The organism is Streptomyces sp. NPDC060002, from assembly GCF_042737245.1.
In the GTDB taxonomy this organism is placed as follows: domain Bacteria; phylum Actinomycetota; class Actinomycetes; order Streptomycetales; family Streptomycetaceae; genus Streptomyces.
In genome coordinates this window covers 61,534-80,796 of record NZ_JBHWUW010000036.1, presented here as the reverse complement: position 1 = coordinate 80,796, position 19,263 = coordinate 61,534, and the positions used below count along the sequence as shown (strand labels likewise).

Here is a 19,263-nt window from a genome sequence, read left to right as displayed (position 1 = left end):
AAGGGCGACCTCTCCCAGAAGATCACCGTCGACGCCCGCGGCGAGATCCTCGAACTCAAGAACACCATCAACACGATGGTCGACCAGCTCTCCGCGTTCGCCGACGAGGTCACCCGCGTCGCCCGCGAGGTCGGCACCGAAGGACGCCTCGGCGGCCAGGCCGACGTCAAGGGGGTCAAGGGCACCTGGCGGGACCTCACCGACTCGGTCAACTTCATGGCCGGAAACCTCACCAACCAGGTCCGCAACGTCGCCCAGGTGGCGACCGCGGTGGCCAAGGGCGACCTCTCCCAGAAGATCACCGTCGACGCCCGCGGCGAGATCCTCGAACTCAAGAACACCATCAACACGATGGTCGACCAGCTCTCCGCCTTCGCCGACGAGGTCACCCGCGTCGCCCGCGAGGTCGGCACGGCGGGCAACCTGGGCGGGCAGGCCACGGTCCGCGGGGTGTCGGGCACCTGGAAGGACCTCACCGACAACGTCAACGTCATGGCGTCGAACCTGACGGGCCAGGTGCGCTCCATCGCCCAGGTCGCCACCGCCGTGGCCCGCGGCGACCTCTCGCAGAAGATCACCGTCGAGGCCAAGGGCGAGGTCGCCGCGCTGGCGGACGTCATCAACACGATGGTGGACACGCTGTCCGCGTTCGCCGACGAGGTGACCCGGGTGGCCCGCGAGGTCGGCACCGAGGGACGGCTCGGCGGCCAGGCGCAGGTGCCGAACGTGGCCGGCACCTGGAAGGACCTCACCGACAACGTCAACTCGATGGCCAACAACCTCACCGGCCAGGTCCGCAACATCGCGCTGGTGACCACGGCGGTGGCCCGCGGTGACCTGTCGAAGAAGATCGACGTGGACGCCCGCGGCGAGATCCTCGAACTCAAGACGACCATCAACACCATGGTCGACCAGCTCTCCGCGTTCGCCGACGAGGTCACCCGCGTCGCCCGCGAGGTCGGCACCGAAGGACGGCTCGGCGGCCAGGCCGAGGTGGAAGGCGTCTCGGGCACCTGGAAGCGCCTCACGGAGAACGTCAACGAGCTGGCCGGGAACCTGACCCGGCAGGTGCGCGCGATCGCGGGGGTCACGAGCGCCGTCGCGGAGGGCGATCTGACCCGGTCGATCACCGTGGTCGCCTCCGGCGAGGTCGCCGAGCTCAAGGACAACATCAACTCGATGGTGGAGTCCCTGCGCGAGACCACCCGGGCCAACCAGGAGCAGGACTGGCTCAAGACCAATCTGGCGCGTATCTCCGGCCTCATGCAGGGCCACCGCGACCTGCCCGTGGTCGCCGAGCTGATCATGGACGAGCTGGTGCCGCTGGTGTCGGCCCAGTTCGGCGCCTTCCACCTCGCCGAGGACGGCGAGAACGGCCCGGAGCTGCGGCTCGTGGGCGCCTACGGCTACCCCGCCGACGACGAGCGTCCCACCCGTATCCCGTTCGGCCGCTCGCTGGTCGGCCAGGCCGCGCGCAGCCGCCGGACGATCATCGTCGACGAGCTGCCTGCCGGTTACGTCACCATCTCCTCGGGCCTCGGACAGATGGAGCCCCGCGCCCTGGTCCTGCTGCCCATCGTCTTCGAGGGGCAGGTGCTCGGCGTCATCGAGCTGGCGTCGGTCGGCGCGTTCACCCAGTTCCACCGGGACTTCCTGGAACAGCTGAGGGTGACCATCGGCGTCAACGTCAACACCATCGTGGCGAACGCCCGCACCGACGAGCTGCTGGACGAGTCCCAGCGGCTGACCGCCGAACTCCAGGCCCGGTCCGCCGAGTTGCAGTCCCAGCAGGAGGAGCTCCAGCACTCCAACGCCGAACTGGAGGAGAAGGCCTCCCTGCTGGTGGCGCAGAACCGTGACATCGAGGCGAAGAACCTCCAGATCGAGCAGGCCCGGCAGGACCTGGAGGCGCGGGCGCAGCAGCTGTCCCTGGCGTCGAAGTACAAGTCGGAGTTCCTGGCGAACATGAGCCACGAGCTGCGCACCCCGCTCAACAGCCTGCTCATCCTGGCCCAGTTGCTGGCCCAGAACCCCTCGCGCAACCTCACTCCGAAGCAGGTCGAGTACGCGGGCATCATCCACTCGGCCGGCTCGGACCTGCTCCAGCTGATCAACGACATCCTGGACCTGTCGAAGGTCGAGGCCGGCAAGATGGACGTCTCGCCGGAGCAGGTGTCGCTGCGGCAGCTCATCGAGTACGTCGAGGCGACCTTCCGCCCCATGACGACGCAGAAGAGCCTCGAGTTCACGGTGAGCACGGCCACCGGCGCCCCCGCCGACCTGCTCACCGACGACTCCCGGCTGCGCCAGGTGCTGCGCAACCTGCTGTCCAACGCGGTGAAGTTCACCGAGCAGGGCAGTGTCGAGCTGCGCATCGAGCCGGCCTCCGGCGAGGAGGTGCCGAACAGCGTGGTCCGCGGCAGCACCGTGGTGGCGTTCCGGGTGAAGGACACCGGCATCGGCATCCCGGAGCAGCAGCTGGAGACCATCTTCGGCGCTTTCCAGCAGGCGGACGGCACGACCAGCCGCAAGTACGGCGGCACGGGCCTGGGGCTGTCCATCACCCGGGAGATCGCGCATCTGCTCGGCGGCGCGGTCACCGTGGACAGCACACCGGGCCTGGGCAGCACCTTTACGCTCTACCTGCCGGTCGCGCGGCGGGACTTCCAGGAGGTCGTCGAGGGCGGCCGGCCGGTGGAGCGCGCCCTCGCCGGGCCGCCCGCGGCGATCCCTGTCGGGTCCCCCGGTACGCCCACGGTCACCGCGTCGGCCGGACGGCGTCCGCGTCGGCTGCTGGTGGTGGAGGAGCGGCCCCGCGGCCTGCTGACCCTGGTCGCCGAGAGCGTCGTGGCGGACATGGCACGCGGCCGGGAGGACGGCCCCTCGGCGGCGCCGGTCGACATCGTCACCGCCGTCGGGGCGCACGAGGCCGCGGGCGCGCTGGCCGCCGAGCCCTGCCACTGCGTCGTCCTGGAACTGGGCATGCCCGACGCGGAGGCGTCCCAGTTCCTGGAGGCCCTCCACGACGACTCGGTGCTGACGGGGGTGCCGGTGCTCGTGCACAGCGGGCACCGCGCGGACCTCGCCCAGGAGCAGAGCCTGCAGTCCCGGGCGGCCGGCAAGCCGATGGAGTTCCTCTCCAGCCTGGACGAGCTGCGCGAGCGCATCACCCTGCATCTCTCCGCCGAGCAGCCGGGGGACGTACTCGCCCTGGTCCGTCCGGACGAGTCGCAGCATGTGGCGCCGCACCTCCCGGACGACGCCGTCGTGGGCCGGACGGTCCTGGTCGTCGACGACGACGCGCGCAACCTGTTCGCGCTCAGCGGGATCCTGGAACTGCACGGCATCCGCGTCCTGCACGCGGAGAACGGGCGCGAGGGGATCGACACGCTGCGCAACAACCCGGACATCGCGCTGGTGCTGATGGACGTGATGATGCCCGAGATGGACGGCTACACCGCCACGGCCGAGATCCGCCGCATGGCCGAGTACGCCGACCTGCCCATCGTCGCGGTGACGGCGAAGGCCATGCCCGGGGACCGGGAGAAGAGCCTCGCCTCGGGTGCCAGCGACTACGTCACCAAGCCCGTCGACACCCACGACCTCATGTCCTGCGTCCGACGCTGGCTGACCGTCTGAGGACGTTCGCCCCGCCCGAGCCACCAGGCGTCCCAGCCGAGGAGTCAGCACACCGTGAGTATTCCCGCACAGCCCACCAAACCCGGCGAGGGCCGGGCCCTGCCCGCACCGACCGGAGAGCACCCCGGACCCGAGAAGGGCGTGGTCCTGCCGGAGCCGGAGGGCGCCGGCACGCCCTCACCCGTGGGCCGGCTCGCCGCCACCGTGGACCGGCTGCGCCGGGAGGTCATGGCGGCCCAGGCGGAGGCCGACGGGCGCGCCCTGGTCGAACTCGCCAAGGGCATCCTGGTGGAGCGCCTCGGTTGTGGGCCGAGCGAGGCGGCCCAGCAGCTGACCGTGCTGGCCGGGCAGTCAGGTCTGAGTCCGCTGGAGTTCGCGGTGGACGTCATCAACCAGGCGGCCAAGGACCGGGTGTCCGAGGTGACGCAGGCCTTCCTGGCGGCCGTCGGAAAGCCGGAGGATCCCGCTGAGCAGTCGGCGGCCGTACGGTTGCGGGCTGCCGAGAGCGGGGCGCTGGCGGCGGCGCACGACACCCAGGCCGTCGCCGACTCCCTGCTCCAGCACGCGCTGGGCCCGCTGGGCGCGGTCGCCGTGGCGATCTGGGCGGCGGGCTCCGACGGCTCGCTGACCCTCGCCGGCAGCGCGGGGTTCTCCCCCGGCGAGGCCGAGCGCTGGCGGTACGTGCCGCCGGACGTGGCCACGGTGGCACGCAGCGCCCTCACCGATGGGGCGACCCAGTGGATCGAGTCGCTGGCCCGGACCGGGCTGCCCACCATCGGCCGCCATCTGCCCCCGGACGGCGGCCGGGCGGCCGTGCCCGCCGGCAGCGCCGGACGCGTGGACGGGATCCTGGAGATCGCCTGGCCGGCCCCGCTGGACCGGCAGCCACCCCAGGTGGTGCGCCAGGTGGAGGCCCTGGCGGACCTGTGCGCCCACACGCTCCAGACGTACGCTCCTGGCCGGGGCCCCGGCCAGGAGCCGCTCGTACTGCCGGACACGGCGGAGCTGATGGACCTGACGGACGGGCTGCACGACCCGGCCCTGGTCCTGGTGCCGCACGTCGACGCGGCGGGAAAGCTGGTGGACTTCCGCATCCAGCACGTCAACGACCGCTTCCTCGACCCGGCGGGCCGGCCCCGCGCCGTGGTCAACGGGGCCCTGCTGCTCGAGGCCTATCCGATGGCCGCCGGAGGCGGTGACCTGTTCCAGCGGATCGAGCGCGTGCACGCCACCGGCGAGCCGTTCCGGGCACGCCGGATGAGTCTGACCGCGCTGGTCGGCGATGTGCCGCTGGCCGCGGTGGCGGACCTCAGCATCAGCCGGCACGGCAGTTGTGTGCTGCTGATCTGGCGGATCGAGGACGAGTCGGCGCGCCTGGCCAGCCTGTTGCAGAACGCCCAGCGCCTCGGCCGCATCGGCGGTTTCGAGGAGGACCTGCTCACCGGCGAGACCACCTGGAACGGGCAGCTGTTCACCCTGTACGGGCGGCCCGAGTCGAGCCCGCCGGTGCCGCTGGAGGACCTGGCGGCACACACCCATCCCGATGACGCGGTCGTCGTCGGCCGGCTGCTGCGCACCCTGCTGCACCGGCGCCGTCCGGCTTCCGCCGCCTTCCGGCTGCAGCGGCCGGACGGGGTGACCCGGCACATGCGGATCGTCGCCGAGCCGGTGCTCGACACCGACGAACGGCTGGTCGCCGTGCGCGGCGCGTACCAGGACATCTCCGCGCAGCACTGGACGGAGGTGGCGCTCGCCGCCACCCGCGACCAGCTCGCGCAGAGCGAGCAGCACGCCAGCGAGCGCAGCCGGCTGGCCCTCCAGCTCCAGCACGCCATCATGCCGCCCACCCGGGCGCCCCTGGAGGCCCCCGGGCTGCAGGTCGCGGTCCGGTACCGGCCGGCCGAGGAGGAGCAGCTGGTGGGCGGCGACTGGTACGACGCCGTCGTCATGCCCTCCGGGCTGGTGATGCTGTGCGTGGGCGACGTGGCCGGGCACGGCATCGAGGCCGCGACCAGCATGGTGGTGCTGCGCAACGCGCTGCGGGGCCTGGCGGTGACCGGGGCGGGGCCCGGTCAGCTGCTGTCCTGGCTCAACATCGTCGCCCACCATCTGACGGGTTCCGTCACGGCCACGGCCGTGTGCGGCCTGTACGACCCCTCCCGGCACACCCTGCGCTGGGCGAGGGCGGGCCATCTGCCGCCGGTGCTGGTGCGGGACGCCGAGGCGGCGCCGCTGCCCCTGCTGAAGGGGATGCTGCTGGGCGTCGTACCGGAGACGGTGTACGAGGAGAAGGAGGTCCAGCTGGCGGCCGACGACACCCTGCTGATGTACACCGACGGCCTGATCGAGCGGCGCGACCGGTCCGTGGAGGAGTCGCTGGCCCAGTTGCTGGTGCAGGCGCGCACGGTGGCGCCGACGCTGGACAAGCAGCTGGACCGCCTGCTGACCTACAGCAGGTCGGACACGGACGACGACACCTGCATCGTGGGCATCCGGCTGCGCTAGGCCGTCCCTCCTCGATCTTGAGGCGTGTGTGCATGGTGGGGAGGTTCGGGGGTATCCGCTTGTGCGCGACACCAGGTCGGGATCCGCAGGCGGAAGGGCAGGACACACGGAACATGACGCTCGTCTCGTGCGGCCTCCCGTGCGCCTTCGCCCGCCGTCGCCGCGCATCGAAGTCGCCCATCGGGGTAAACGCTCCCGGCCGTCAGCTTTCGGAGGTACGTGTGTCCATCGCCCAGAACCCCTTGTCCGTAGAGGTGACCCTGCCTCGCGAGGACGTCGCCCTGGTCACGGTCGAAGGCCATCTCGACCTCGACACCGCGACCGATCTCCAGGCGCATCTGGCCAACCAGTTGCACCACGGCCGACGGCACTTCCTGCTCGACCTCTCGGCGGTTCCGTTCATGGACTCGTCCGGCATGAACATCATCCTGCGGGTGTACCAGGAGGCCCGGCGTCTGCCGGGGAGCGTGCACGTGATCGCTCCCACGCCTGCCGTGCGCCGGGTCCTGGACCTCACCGGGGTCAGCCTCACGGTCCCCATATCCGAGAAGGTCGACGAGGCTCTGGAGCTCGTCGACCGGCAGCAGCTCTCGGAGGGCCCGCAGGGCTGACCGGCGGTCGTCCGTCAGGCGTCATGAAACGGGCGAGAGGGCCGACTACCGTCCAATACTTGTCATTTGACAACTATGCACATACGGCAACAGAGTGAGCGGGACTGTGATGCGGGAGGGAAGACGGATGCGCCTGTGGGCGAACCCGATCACCCGGGGACACCGTCAGGCGGTCCGGGCGTCAGCGGCGTCGGCGTCGTGGATCTGTTCGGCCGCGGCCGAACAGAACGCCTCCAGCCCCCTGAGCAGTGCGCCGCGCTGTGCGGCGGACATCTGCTCCAACACGCCTTCCAGCGCGGCCTCACGACGTGACCTGAGGTCGGCGAGGAAGGCACTCCCGCGACGGCTCAGGAACAGCTCCAGCTCCCGGCGGCTCTCGGCGGCCACCTTGCGCTCGACGAAGCCGACGGCCTGGAGGCGGTCGCACAGGCGGCTGGTGGACGGCGGTGTGGAGCCGAGGGACTCGGCGAGGGTGCGCAGGTTGATGCCTTCGTGGTGTTCCAGGATGAACAGCACACGCAACTGGGAGGCGGAGACCGGCGCCGTCGAGGCACGGCCCCAGAGGACTTCCAGCAGCTCCGCCGCCTCTGAGGTCACACGCGCCACCTGGAGTGGCTGCGGACGCGAGGAGGGGGACATCACGGTCACACTCTCGCAGGCTTCTCGACGGCTGTCAGCCCACCCCCACCACCGGGGACGCCACGGGCTCGACGCCCTGTCCCCCTGGAGAACGCCGTGACCGACCATGGAAACAGACTCGTCGCCGCCGGACGCGCCCTGCGCTCGGCGGCTCCGCACCAGCTGCCGGACGCCCTGAGCCAGGTGCTGCGCGCCCAGTACGCGGCGGAGGCCGTGGAGCTGCGGCTGGCCGACTACGGGCTGACGGTGCTGCTGCCCGTACCGCCCGCGCCGAGCGGCACGAAGTCGGCGCCCGTGCAGGGCAGCGCGCCCGGGCGGGCCTTCGGGTCGCAGCAGCCGTACGTCGAGGAGCCGGCCGACGGCCGGGTGCGGGCACATCTGCCGGTGACCGCGCGCGGCGACCGCCTGGGCGTGCTGTCCCTGACGCTGCCCGCGCGGACCCGGGAGCCCCTCGCCGAACTCACCGAGCTGGCGGAGCTCCTCGGGCACGAGTTGGTGGTCGCCGAACGCGACACCGACCTGTACGCGCGGGCCCGCCGCAGGGAACGGCTGACGCTGGCGGCGGAGATGCAGTGGCAGTTGCTCCCGGCCCGCTCGTGCGCCCGGGAGGAGTACGCCCTGGGTGCCCAACTCGAGCCCGCCTATGACATCTTCGGCGACAACTTCGACTGGGAGGCGTCCGCCGACCGTCTGCTGGTCTACGTCACCAACGGGATGGGCGAGGGCATCGAGGCCTCCCTGCTGACCAGCCTCGGCATCAACGCGCTGCGCAACGCGCGCCGGGCCGGCATCCCGATCGAGGACCAGGCGGCCCTGGCCGACCAGGCGCTCTACGCCCACTACCGGGGCGAGGCGCATCTGTCGGTCCTGCTGGTGGACATCGAGCTGTCCACGGGGCGGATGCGGGTCGTCGACGCGGGCTCACCGCAGCTGCTGCTCCTGCGCGACCGGGTCCTGTCCCTCGTGGACCTCGACGCGCAGCTGCCGCTGGGCATGTTCGAGGAGACCGACTACGTCGCCCAGGAGCTCACCCTGCTGCCCGGCGACCGGCTGCTCTTCGTCAGCGACGGCGTCCACAAGGTCGCGGCCCCGGGCGGCGAGTCGTACGGAGAGAACGCCCTCGCGCGGGTGGTCGGCAACGCCTCCCTGCTGCCGGCGGCGGACGTCCCGGCCGCGGTGCTGCGCGGGCTGACCGGGCACCGGGGAAGGCCCGAGCCGGACGACGACGCGCTGGTCGTGTGTCTCGACTGGTTCGGGAAACGGCCCGCGTCGTAGCCCGCCGCCCACCGACCGCCTCCGGCGGGCTCGCGGTGGCGACCAAGAAGCCGACCAGGACTAGGAGAGAATCACGTGCCGGAGCCCGAAACGGCCGCAGAGCAGACGACACCGGCGAGCGACGTCGGGAGGTTCCTGCACCGCCGCCGTGAGCAGATCGCCCAGCGCTGGGCCGACGAACCCCTGTTCCGCACGGTGTTCACCGTCTCGCGGGACGAGGCCGTGGAGGCGGGCCGGGTCGTCGTCGACGCGCTCGCCCAGGTCGCCGACACCGGCCGGGTGGCGGACACGGACGCGGCCGGATTCACCGTGGTCCGCGACCAGCTGGCCAGGATGGCGGCGTCCCGGGTCCGCTTCGGGCTCACCTCCGGCCAGGTGTCCACCGAGGTGGACGGCCTGCGCACCCCCGCCGTGAACCTGCTGGTCGCCGACCTGCCGGACGCGCCGCCCGAGCACCTGCGGGAGTGCGTCACACTGCTGACCGTGCTCATGGGCACGCTGCGGCTGGTGGTCCTGGAGACCTCGCTGAGCGAGGGCCGGGCCCTCATCGACCGGCAGCAGGTGGAGCTGCTGGAGGCCGCCACACCCGTCATCCGGCTGTGGGACGGCATCGTCGCCGTGCCGCTCATCGGCACGCTCGACAGCGCCCGCAGCCAGGTGGTCATGGAGACGCTGCTCACGTCGGTCGTCGACGAGCAGGCCCGCTTCGCGATCCTGGACATCACCGGGGTGCCGATGGTCGACTCGCTGGTGGCGCAGCACCTGATGAAAACCGTCGCGGCCGTCCGGCTGATGGGCGCCGAGTGCGTCGTCTCCGGCATCCGGCCCGCCATCGCGCAGACCATCGTGCACCTCGGCCTGGACCTGGGCACCGTGGTCACCCGGTCGAGCCTGGCCGACGCCCTGGGGTACGCCCTGCACCGGCTGGGCGCCGACATCGTGCTCGCGACGCCCGGCGGTGCGGGTCCCCGGTGAACCACGACCTCTCCCTCTCGGGCACGGCCCATGTGCCGGTGCTCCGGCTCGGCGACGTCCTGCTGATCACCCTCCAGGGCGACCTGCACGACGGTACGGCGGAGCAGCTCCAGCAGGACATCGCCGCTCAGATCGTCCGCAGCCGGGTGACCGGCGTGATCATCGACATCTCCGGGGTGGAGATCGTCGACTCCTTCCTGGGGCGGGTCCTGGCCGAGATCGCGGCGAGCTCCCGGCTGCTGGCCGCGCAGACCGTGGTGGCCGGCATGCGCCCCGCGGTGGCGATCACGCTGGTGGAGCTGGGTCTCTCGCTGCCCGGGCTGCGGACCGCGCTCAGCACCGAGGCGGCCCTCGATCTGCTCGCCATGACGGCTGCGGGCGGCCCGCGCCGGGAGCCTCGGTGAGCGAGACGATCGCGGGCGTGGAAGCCCGCCTGCCGATCCGCTCGGACCGGGACCTGGTGTGGGTGCGGCAGCACGTGCGCCAGGCGGCCGCGGCGCTCGGCTTCGGCCTCGTGGACCAGACGAAACTGGTCACCGCAGCCAGCGAACTGGCCCGCAACACCTTGGTCTACGGCGGTGGCGGTGAGATGGCGGTGGCACACCTGTCCGACGAGCGGGCGCAGGGGCTGCGGCTGACGTTCGCGGACCAGGGACCGGGCATCGCCGACCCGGAGCGGGCGCTGAGCGACGGCTACACCTCCGGCGGCGGGCTGGGTCTCGGCCTGGGCGGGGCACGGCGTCTGGTGCAGGAGTTCTCCCTCGACAGCACGCCAGGTGTCGGCACCACGGTCACGGTGACCTCCTGGGCGGTCCGCTCGCCGCGGCAGCGTGAGGAGCGACGATGACGCAGGTATGGGACGTCCCGGTGCACGACTCGACGCGGGTGCGCGACGCGCGGGTGGCCGCGGAGGGCGCGGCGGCGCAGGCGGGCCTGGACCGGTCGCGCACCGCCGACGCCGCCCTCGTGGCGACCGAGCTGGCCACGAACCTGCTCAAGCACGCGCGCGGCGGACAGCTCCTCGTGGAGGCGGTCGCCCCGCCGAGCGGCCGGGCGGGGGACCTCCTCGTGCAGGTCGTCGCCATCGACCACGGGCCGGGCATGGCCGACGTCCCCGCCGCCCTGGGCGACGGGTTCTCCACGGCGGGCTCGCTGGGCGCCGGTCTGGGCACCTGCCGACGGCTCGCCGACGACTTCGACCTGCACAGCGTCCCGGGCCGCGGGACGGTCGCGCTGGCCCGGATCGGCGGCCCGGCCAGAACCCGCGGCCGCCGTGAGCCGGCCCCCGGGCGGGCCCCCGACCAGCCCGGGGGCGCCGCGCCGGGCGACGTCTCCCCCGCAGCCGCGCCCTTCTCCGCGCGGGTGGGTGGCGTCAACATCCCCTTCCGGGGTGCCGCGTGCTCCGGGGACGCCTGGGCCTGCGTCCGCGACGGCGACCGGCTGACCCTGATGCTGGCCGACGGGCTGGGCCACGGCCCCGAGGCCGCCCGGGCCTCGACCACGGCGGTCCACGAGGTACGGCGCTCGCCCCACCTGCCGCCGGCCGAGCTGCTGCGCCTGCTCGACTCCGCGCTGCGCGCCACGAGGGGCGCGGCGGTCGCGGTGGCCCAGCTCGACCTGCGGACCGGGCGGCTGCTGTTCGCCGGCGTCGGCAATGTGGGGGCGCGGCTGCGCGAGGGCGACTCCTGGCGCCATCTGCTGTCCCGGCCCGGCATAGTCGGCGCGCACCGGCCCACGACGCTGCCCGAGACCGAGGCGGCCTGGGCCGAGGACCGTCTGCTCGTCCTGCACAGCGACGGGCTGCCCAGCCGCTGGGCGCCGCCCGCCGACCCCCGTCTGCTGTCCTGCGACCCCGCCGTCACCGCCGCCGTCACGGTCCGCGACGCCGGCAGCTCCGCCCGCCCGGTGCGTGACGACACCGCCGTGGCCGTCCTGTCCCCGACACCGCCGGATGGTCCATGAATCAGACCTGGCCGATCAGCACCGTCGCCGACGCGGCACGCGCGCGCATCACCACCGCGCGGGTGGCCGCCGCGTACGGTGTGCCGCCGCTGGAACGCACCCGGCTGGCCGCCGCCCTGAGCGCACGGCTGCGCCAGTGTCTGACCCAGGGCGGCAGCTGGCAGTTCGTCCTGACGGTGGCCCAGGACTCACTGCGGGTCGAGGTCTCCCCCTCCCCGGCCGACGGCGAGCGGCCGTGGTGCGTCACGGCGCCCTGCCCGGAGCCGGCCGCGGGCCCCGTCTGCGACGCCGTGGCGGGTGATCCGGCCGCCCTCTCGGAGGCCCTGCTCGGCGCCGACGAGGACACCGCCCTGGTGCTGGAGCGACTGGCCGAGCAGGAGGAGCTGGTCGCCTTCCACCGGGAGGAGCTGCACCAGACCAACCAGGGCGTGCTGGCGCTGCACGCCGAGCTGGACGCCGCCGGACGGGCGCAGCGTGAGGCCTTCGCGGCGGAGCGCGCGGCGCGCCGGGAGGCGGAGGACGCCCGGCGCAGGCTGACGTTCCTCGCCGACGCCAGCGCGACACTGACGGCCTCCCTCAACCACGAGGAGATCGTCCGCCTGCTGCCCGAGCTGCTGGTGCCCGAGTACGCCCGCACGGCCGACGTCTGGCTCTTCGACGCCGAGGACGAGCGGGTGCCGTCCGTTCCGCGTCCGGCGGCCGCCGTGACCGCGGCCCGCACCGGGCGGCCGCAGTACGCGGCCGCGCACCCCGGGGGCCTGCCCGGGGTGGACGACCAGCCGCCGTCGGCGCTGCATCCCGGCCGGTCCCTGCTGTGCGTGCCGCTGCCGACCCGCGGGGCGCCCCTGGGCGTCGTGACGCTGACCCCGCCCGGCGAGCGCTGGAACCCGGACGACGCCGTCATGCTCGTGGAACTCACCCGGCGGGCCGGCGGCGCGCTCGACAACGCCCGCCGTTTCGAGCACAACCGGGACATCGCCGAGACCCTCCAGCGGGCCCTGCTGACCGACCTGCCGACCACCCCCGGCCTGCGGCTCGCGGCGCGCTATCTGCCGGCGACGTACGGGCTGAACATCGGCGGCGACTGGTACGACGCGTTCCGGCAGCCCGACGGCAGCCTGATCACCGTCATCGGCGACGTGACGGGGCACGGGCTGCACGCTGCGGTGATGATGAGCCAGCTGCGCACCGCGCTGCGCGCCTACGCCGTGGACGGCGGCAGCCCGGGCGAGCTGCTGACCCGGCTGCACATGTTCCTGCACCATCTCCAGCCCGACCTGTACGCGACCGCCGTCATCGCCCGCTTCCAGCCCGGTGAGCCCGTGCTGACGTGGGCGGCGGCGGGTCATCCGCCGCCCGTGCTGCGCGGCCCCGACGGGCGGGTGCTCACCCTGGACGCCAAGCCGGGGGCGATGCTCGGCATCCCGCTGCACCAGGAGATCGCCGACCACACGGTGCGGCTGGAGCCGGGGTCCACGCTGGCGCTCTACACCGACGGGCTGGTCGAGCGGCGGGCCCAGGGCATAGACCCGGGCATCGAGCGGCTGGCGGCGGCGCTCGGCGCGTTCCGTGCCGAGGAGCTGGACGCGGACCTGGACGGTGCGGCGGAGCGCATCCTGGACCCGATGCTGAGCGACTCCGAGCGGGACGACGACGTCTGCCTGCTGCTGTGCCACATAGACGGTCACGCCGGCGGTCACGCCGGCAGCCGCCCCCGGCCCGGGTCCTGAGGCGCGGTCAGCCGTCCGCCCGCTCCTCGGACCCCTGAATCGACGTGTGCGCCTGGTGGAAACCGAGGAGCCCGAGCTCCAGCGCGGTGCGCTGGGCCGGGGTCATCGCCTCGAACACGGACGCGAGGCGTCGTACGCGGCGCTCGGCGACGTCGGTGAGGAGGCGTTGTCCGTAGCCGGTCACCACGAGCTGCACCTCGCGCCGGTTGCTGGGCTGCACGGTCCGCTCCAGCAGCCCGGCGGCCTCGAGCCGGTCGCAGAGACGGCTCGCGGTGGGCAGACCGACGCCCAGGTGCTCGGCCAGGGCCGTCAGATTGAGTTCCGGACGGCTGCGCACCGTCCGCAGCGCCAGCAGCTGTCTGGCGGGCAGCCGGGGTCTGGTCTCCTCCGCGGCCGTGAGCCAGCAGGCCACCAGGCTCTCCACCGCCTCGGCGAGTTGCCCGGCCTGTGTCCGACGACTCTTCCACCGGTCGTCGTCGGCGCCGTCCGCGCACCACACCGCCACTATCCTCCGGCCTCCGCGATTGTCATGTACCTCGGCCTACCCGAAGGCAACGGGCGTACACAGGCCCTTCGGGGGGTACGACGGTGACCTCAGGAGAAACGTTCGTCTGCATGCCTCGCCCGGCTGGCGGAACCAGTCCGGGCGCGGTGGGATCGATGAGGTGCGAGGCGCCCGCGGGCGGGGCACGCGCATGACGTCGGGGCAGACCGCCTGGAGCCGCAGAAAGGGATGGACATCGTGACACGACCCAGGATCCTGGTGGTGGGCGCGGGCTTCGCCGGAGTGGGGTGCGTGCGGCGTCTGGAACGCGCGCTCTCCGCCGCGGAGGCCGACGTCACCCTGGTGACGCCGTTCGCCTACCAGCTCTATCTGCCGCTGCTGCCACAGGTCGCCTCAGGGGTGCTGACGCCCCAGTCGATCGCCGTCTCGCTGCGCCGCAGCAAGAAGTACCGCACCCGGATCATTCCGGGCGGTGCCATCGGCGTGGACCTCAAGTCGAAGGTCTGCGTCATCAGGACCATCACCGACGAGATCGTCAACGAGCCCTACGACTACATCGTGCTCGCTCCCGGCAGCGTGACCCGCACCTTCGACATCCCGGGGCTGACCGAGCACGCCTTCGGGATGAAGACCCTCGCCGAGGCCGCGTACATCCGCGACCACGTCATCAGCCAGCTCGACCTCGCCGACGCCAGCCGCGACCCCGCCGAGCGGACCTCGCGACTCCAGTTCGTGGTCGTCGGCGGCGGCTACGCCGGCACCGAGACCGCCGCCTGCCTCCAGCTCCTCACCCACAACGCGGTCAAGCGCTATCCGAACCTGGACCCGAGCCTGATCAAGTGGCATCTGATCGACATCGCGCCGAAGCTGATGCCTGAGCTGGGCGACAAGCTCGGCCGCAGTGCGCAGGAGGTGCTGCGCAAGCGGGGCATCGACATCTCGCTGGGCGTGTCCATCGCCAAGGCGGGCCCGGAGGAGGTCACCTTCACCGACGGGCGGGTGATCCCGACCCGGACCCTGATCTGGACGGCGGGAGTGGTGGCGAGCCCGCTGATCGCGACGCTCGGCGCGGAGACGGTCCGCGGGCGGCTCGCCGTCAGCGCGGAGATGAACCTGCCCGGGAACGACGGGGTGTTCGCGCTCGGGGACGCCGCCGCCGTACCCGACGAGGCCAAGGGCGAGCAGGGCGCGATCTGCCCGCCGACGGCGCAGCACGCGATGCGGCAGGGCAAGGTCGTCGCCGACAACGTGATCGCGACGCTGCGGGGCCGGGCGATGCGGCCGTACGTGCACAAGGATCTCGGTCTGGTCGTCGACCTCGGCGGCACCGACGCCGTCTCCAAGCCGCTCGGCATCGAACTGCGGGGGCTGCCCGCGCAGGCGGTGGCCCGCGGCTACCACTGGTCGGCGCTGCGCACGGGGGTGGCCAAGGCCCGGGTGCTGACGAACTGGACGCTCAACGCGGTCGCGGGCGACGATTTCGTACGCACCGGCTTCCAGGCGCGCCGGGCGGCGAAGCTGAAGGACTTCGAGTACACGGACAGCTATCTGACGCCCGAGCAGGTGCGGGCGCAGATCGAGGGGCCCGGGTCGGAGACCGCCTGAGGCCGGACGACAGGAGAGAGTACGGCGGCGTGAGGGCGGCGGCACGTTCGTTCGGTGCACGGTGGCGGGATCGGATCGCGGCGTCCGACCCCGGGCTGCTGCGGCTGGCGGCCGGGTTGCGCACGGTCGGTGCGATCGCCCTCACGCTGGCCGTGCTCTCACTGCTGGGCGCGGACGTCTCGCACCTGGTGGCGGGGGCCATCGCCGCGATGGTCGCCACGTTCGCCATCCGGGAGAAACAACGCGACCGGCAGGCCGTCACGCTGGCGCTGGGCCTGCCGGTGGCGTTCGCCTCGATGTCGCTGGCGGCGCTGCTCAGCTCCCGGACGGTGGCCGGCGACTTCTTCTTCGTCGCCCTGATCTTCTGCGCCGTGTACGGCCGCCGGTTCGGCGACCGGGGTACGGCGCTCGGTCTCGTCGGCTTCCAGGTCTACTTCCTGTCGCTGTTCGTCGGGGTCACCGGATCGAGCCTGCCGGGGTTCTACGGGGTGCTGGCCGTCGCCTTCGTGTGCAGTGCGGTGGCGCGCTTCGCGCTGGTGCCGCAGACGCCGACCGGTATCCTCCATCGGCTGCGCGAGGCCTTCCGGGCGCGGCTCGCGCAGTTGCTGGCCGCCCAGCTCGATCTCCTCGACGCCGGTCCGGACGACATCGAGAAGGCGGTGGCCCATGTGCGCGAGGGCACCGCCCGGCTGCACGAGACGGCGATGCTGATCCAGGGCCGGCTGGAGGAGGGCACTCCGGACGAGGCGACGGCCCGGCTGGTGCAGCGCCGGATCGCCGACGCCGAGATCGCCGCCGAGCGGCTCGGCCTGCTCCTGCTGACCGCCCGCAGCGCCGAACGGGCCGACACCCTCACCCTGCACCTGCCGGGCGCCCCGCTGCCGGAGGGCGGCCACCTCCCCGTCCGGGACGAGGCCCTCGCCGCCCTGCGCCGTGATCTGGGGGCCCTGCGGCTGCTGGTCCGGATTTCCGTCGCGGAGGGCGCGGCCACGGCTCACGTCCGCAACCGGCTGCTCGGCTACCGGGACGAGGAGAACCTGCCGAAGGCGTCTCCGTCCGTCCAGGACGTCTTCCGGGGCGTCGGCGAGGCGACGCGCGCGGTGCTGGGGCTGCGGGTCGCGCTCGACGGGCCGCAGGACGAGTCCGAGGACAGCCCCGAGACGGCGCGCTCCCGCGAGGAACTGGACGCGGAGGACGCGGCGATCGGCGCGGGCGAGGAGGACGACGACTCCGCCGCGGCCGGCAAGGAGACGGGGCTGCGGCGGCCGACCACCCGGGCCGCGGTACAGGTCGCCGTCGGGTCGGCGATGGCCATCGTGGGCGGCGAACTGCTCTCCGCGCACCGCTGGTACTGGGCGGTGCTGACCTGCTGGATCGTGTTCATCAACACCGCCTCCACCGGGGAGATCCTGGTCAAGGGCTACCGGCGGCTGCTGGGCACCGTGCTCGGGGTGGTCGCCGGCATCCTGCTGGCCGGGGTGGTCGGGCATCACACGTCGACCGCGTTCGCGGTGGTGCTGCTGTGCGTGTTCGCGATGTTCTACACGGCGCCGCTGTCGTACACGCTGATGTCGTTCTTCGTGACGGCGGCGCTGGGTGTGCTGTACACGCTGCTGCACACCTACAGCATGTCGGTGCTGGTGCTGCGGGTGGAGGAGACGGCGCTGGGGGCGGCCTGCGGAATCGTCGCGGCGGCGCTGGTGCTGCCGGTGCACACGGACCGGCGGACGAACGAGTTGCTGACGACCGTCCTGGACCGGCTGACCGATGTCACCGAGGCGGCCGTGGAGCAGCTGAGCGGCGGTCCCCCGGCCGAGCTGCTGGACCAGGCCCGTGATCTGGACCAGGCACTGGCCGATCTGCGGGCGGCGACGCAGCCTCTGACCCACCCGGTCACGCCGTTGCGGACCCGGCGGGACACGGCCCGGTACGTCGTGGCGCTGCTCGAGACCTGCGCGTACCACGCGCGGACCCTGGCGGCCATGGCCGAGTTGCTGCCGACGCAGCAGTCCATCGTGGCGGACCCGGGGCTGCGCCGCGCCGGGCAGCGCCTCCGGCACAACATCGGGGCGATCTCCGCGCGCGTGGCGGGCGAGCGGAGCACCGCCGAGGTGCTGTCCGGGCCGAGCATCGCCTCGCTGCTGATGCCGGGCGGGCCGGGAACCCCGCGGTACGGCCGGGTGACCGACCGCGTGCTGCGGCACCTTCAGCGCCTGGACGAGGCGGTGGTCGGCCTGGCCCGGCCGCTCGGTGTGCCGGTGGCTCCGCCGCCGAAGTGACGGCGGTGGCGCCCACGGTCAGAATTCCGTGGACATGTCGCTCGCCGCCGCGATGCCCCGCAGCTCCTCGGTGTCCTGGTGGCGCTGCCGGATGCAGCCGGCGATCTCGGCGAGGCGGGTGGGGTCGGACGCGGTGCCCGCGTCGGTGACCACCCGGACCGGGCCGGTTCCGTCGACGTCTATCTCCACCAGCTGGTTGTCCAGCCGGCCGGTGACCGCGGTCGCGATGACCAGAGCGGCCTCGTCGCGGATCTGCTGGGGCAGTTGCTCGGTGTCCTGCGGGTCGAGGGCGAAGTCGAGACTCTCGGGCCGCTGTTCCTCGAGAGCGCGCAGCGCGGGTGCGACGACCTTCAGCAGCAGCTGGTAGTCCTCACTGTCCATGCGGACGCGCAGAAGGTCGAGGTACATGTCCACGGGCCGTCCATCGCGTGGGAACTCTGATTCGTTCATCTGGTCCGTGTTCCCACGCATCCGGACGTCAGACCTTGCGCCAGCGGGCCATGGCGAACGAGAACAGTCCGAAGAGCATGAGCCCGGCGGCGACGCAGGCCAGCAGGCCCGGCCCCGCGGGCGTGCCGGCGAACGAACGCAGTGTGTCGTCCAGACCCTTGGCCTGGTTCGGCTCGTACTCGACGGCGGCCCGTACGGCGAAGGCTCCCGCGGCGGCGAACACCACGCCGCGGGCGGCACCGCCACCTACTCCGGTGATGTCCACCAGTCGCCGCATCCGCGGGGACATCTCCCCCAGCCGCAGCTTCTTCCGGTAGGAACGCATGACGGCACGGGCGCCGATCCACACTCCCGCGACGACGATCCCCACGCCGCCCGCGCCGACGATCCACTGCCCCCCGGGCAGGCCGAGCGCACGGGCGGTGACGTCCCGGGACTGCTCGTCACCGGAACCGCCTCCGCTGCCCGATCCGGCGGCGAAGGCCAGCACGGAGTAAGCGACGAAGGAGTAGAAGCCGCACCTGACGAGCGCGAACAGTCGCTTCTTGGCGCTGCGCCCGTCGGCGCCGACTCCGCCGAAGACGGCCTCGGAGAGCCGCCACAGCGCCATGCCGACCAGTCCTACACCCAGGGCCCACAGCACCACGGCGCCGAAGGGCTTCTCCGAGATCTCCGCCAGGGCTCCCTGGCGGTCGGCCTGCTGACCGCCGTGACCGAAGGCGATCTGCAGCGCCAGCAGTCCGACCAGCAGATAGATCACGCCTCGCGCGACGAACCCCGCCTTGGCGGCGCCCTTCGTCACCGAGCCCCGCGCCGCTCGCTTCACCTCGACCCGGCCGTTGCGCGCCAGAGCACTCGTGTTCATGCCGACCTCCCCTATGTCTCCCCGATTCCTGCGGGATCCGCCTGCCCCGGCTCTCGTCGTACACACGTCCGACCCTCCTGGACCGTGCCCCGTACCGGAGAGCGGCGGGGGGGGCGGGGGGGCCCGCGCCGGCCCCCCCCCCCGGGCGGCGGACACCGGGGGGTGTATTTGGGGCCGCGGGGGGTTCGCGGGGGGGGGGGGCCCCCCCCCCCCCGGCCCCAGT

The 19,263-nt window shown here is 72.8% G+C and carries 15 protein-coding genes; 11 read left to right on the top strand and 4 right to left on the bottom strand.

Annotated elements, in window-relative coordinates; translation table 11 throughout:
- The 3 genes from ACFWBD_RS27610 to ACFWBD_RS27600 form a co-directional block, all read left to right on the top strand.
- Positions 1-3,639 (top strand): HAMP domain-containing protein (locus ACFWBD_RS27610; protein WP_385672156.1); only part of this gene is annotated, 3,639 nt, incomplete at its 5' end.
- Between the two features lie 54 nt (positions 3,640-3,693).
- Positions 3,694-6,144, top strand: coding sequence for a SpoIIE family protein phosphatase (locus ACFWBD_RS27605; RefSeq protein WP_385672153.1), 2,451 nt, complete (start codon positions 3,694-3,696; stop codon positions 6,142-6,144).
- 221 nt (positions 6,145-6,365) lie between these two features.
- Complete coding sequence (locus tag ACFWBD_RS27600) at positions 6,366-6,755, top strand: STAS domain-containing protein (protein ID WP_385672150.1); 390 nt, start codon at positions 6,366-6,368, stop codon at positions 6,753-6,755.
- Between the two features lie 165 nt (positions 6,756-6,920).
- Here the strand turns inward: ACFWBD_RS27600 and ACFWBD_RS27595 are convergent, their stop codons facing one another.
- Positions 6,921-7,394, bottom strand: a complete 474-nt coding sequence (locus ACFWBD_RS27595; RefSeq protein WP_385672147.1) for a MarR family winged helix-turn-helix transcriptional regulator — start codon at positions 7,392-7,394, stop codon at positions 6,921-6,923.
- A gap of 96 nt (positions 7,395-7,490) precedes the next feature.
- Between ACFWBD_RS27595 and ACFWBD_RS27590 the strand changes: the two genes are divergently transcribed.
- From ACFWBD_RS27590 to ACFWBD_RS27565, 6 genes are all read left to right on the top strand, one after another.
- Positions 7,491-8,669 (top strand): PP2C family protein-serine/threonine phosphatase, encoded by a 1,179-nt coding sequence (locus ACFWBD_RS27590; RefSeq protein WP_385672144.1) that lies wholly within the window; start codon positions 7,491-7,493, stop codon positions 8,667-8,669.
- 75 nt (positions 8,670-8,744) lie between these two features.
- Positions 8,745-9,644, top strand: coding sequence for an STAS domain-containing protein (locus ACFWBD_RS27585; RefSeq protein ID WP_385672141.1), 900 nt, complete (start codon positions 8,745-8,747; stop codon positions 9,642-9,644).
- Complete coding sequence (locus tag ACFWBD_RS27580; protein WP_385672138.1) at positions 9,641-10,048, top strand: STAS domain-containing protein; 408 nt, start codon at positions 9,641-9,643, stop codon at positions 10,046-10,048. Before ACFWBD_RS27585 ends, ACFWBD_RS27580 begins: the two co-directional genes overlap by 4 nt.
- Complete coding sequence (locus ACFWBD_RS27575; protein ID WP_385672135.1) at positions 10,045-10,491, top strand: anti-sigma regulatory factor; 447 nt, start codon at positions 10,045-10,047, stop codon at positions 10,489-10,491. The genes ACFWBD_RS27580 and ACFWBD_RS27575 overlap by 4 nt, the downstream gene beginning before the upstream one ends.
- Positions 10,488-11,606 (top strand): SpoIIE family protein phosphatase, encoded by a 1,119-nt coding sequence (locus ACFWBD_RS27570; protein WP_385672132.1) that lies wholly within the window; start codon positions 10,488-10,490, stop codon positions 11,604-11,606. The genes ACFWBD_RS27575 and ACFWBD_RS27570 overlap by 4 nt, the downstream gene beginning before the upstream one ends.
- Positions 11,603-13,336, top strand: coding sequence for a PP2C family protein-serine/threonine phosphatase (locus ACFWBD_RS27565; protein WP_385672129.1), 1,734 nt, complete (start codon positions 11,603-11,605; stop codon positions 13,334-13,336). Before ACFWBD_RS27570 ends, ACFWBD_RS27565 begins: the two co-directional genes overlap by 4 nt.
- 7 nt (positions 13,337-13,343) lie before the next feature.
- On the opposite strand, the gene ACFWBD_RS27560 is transcribed toward ACFWBD_RS27565, so the two are convergent.
- Positions 13,344-13,841: a MarR family winged helix-turn-helix transcriptional regulator gene (locus tag ACFWBD_RS27560; protein ID WP_385672126.1), complete on the bottom strand. Its 498-nt coding sequence runs from the start codon at positions 13,839-13,841 to the stop codon at positions 13,344-13,346.
- 228 nt (positions 13,842-14,069) lie between these two features.
- Here ACFWBD_RS27560 and ACFWBD_RS27555 point away from each other — a divergent pair, with 228 nt between their 5' ends.
- Both ACFWBD_RS27555 and ACFWBD_RS27550 read left to right on the top strand, forming a co-directional pair.
- On the top strand, positions 14,070-15,446 hold the full coding sequence (locus ACFWBD_RS27555; protein WP_385672123.1) for an NAD(P)/FAD-dependent oxidoreductase: 1,377 nt from the start codon (positions 14,070-14,072) through the stop codon (positions 15,444-15,446).
- A gap of 29 nt (positions 15,447-15,475) precedes the next feature.
- On the top strand, positions 15,476-17,725 hold the full coding sequence (locus tag ACFWBD_RS27550) for an FUSC family protein (RefSeq protein ID WP_385672120.1): 2,250 nt from the start codon (positions 15,476-15,478) through the stop codon (positions 17,723-17,725).
- Positions 17,726-17,743: 18 nt separating this feature from the next.
- Here ACFWBD_RS27550 and ACFWBD_RS27545 read toward each other — a convergent pair whose 3' ends face one another.
- Complete coding sequence (locus ACFWBD_RS27545) at positions 17,744-18,175, bottom strand: hypothetical protein (RefSeq protein ID WP_385672117.1); 432 nt, start codon at positions 18,173-18,175, stop codon at positions 17,744-17,746.
- A 28-nt stretch (positions 18,176-18,203) separates the two neighbouring features.
- Positions 18,204-19,040, bottom strand: coding sequence for a DUF1206 domain-containing protein (locus tag ACFWBD_RS27540; RefSeq protein WP_385672114.1), 837 nt, complete (start codon positions 19,038-19,040; stop codon positions 18,204-18,206).
- Positions 19,041-19,263 lie beyond the last annotated feature (223 nt).